This is a genomic window from Streptomyces sudanensis, from assembly GCF_023614315.1.
GTDB lineage: Bacteria > Actinomycetota > Actinomycetes > Streptomycetales > Streptomycetaceae > Streptomyces > Streptomyces sudanensis.
In genome coordinates this window covers 2,426,717-2,427,073 of the sequence record NZ_CP095474.1, presented here as the reverse complement: position 1 = coordinate 2,427,073, position 357 = coordinate 2,426,717, and the positions used below count along the sequence as shown (strand labels likewise).

1 pseudogene is annotated in these 357 nt (G+C 80.6%); it reads left to right on the top strand.

What is annotated here, in order from left to right:
* Positions 1–6: 6 nt before the first annotated feature.
* Positions 7–357: pseudogene (locus MW084_RS11185) on the top strand (SUKH-4 family immunity protein); the annotation flags it as partial.

The window sequence follows — 357 nt, the reverse complement described above, 5'->3', positions numbered from 1 at the left end:
GGACGNCGACGGGGTGCCCGCCACCCCGCCGCCGTCCCCCTGGAACGACACCAGTGCCTCGGGCGCCGCGGCGGACGACGCCTCCGTCCCCCTCCCGGCGACCGTGTTCGCGCCGCCGCTGTCCGGCTCGGACGACGACGACACACCGCCCCCCGCCGTACCGGCCGACGCGCCGACCGCGCTGATGCAGGGCGGCAGCGGGCTCCCCCGCACGGCGGTCGGGCCCGTCCTCGACGTGGACCCGGCCGGCATCGCGGACGCGGACACCGGCAAGGCGCCCGTGTCGCCGCGCACACCCGGGGGCGGTACGCGCGGAGGCGGCCCGACGCCCCCGCCGCCCCCCGGGATACAAGTCCC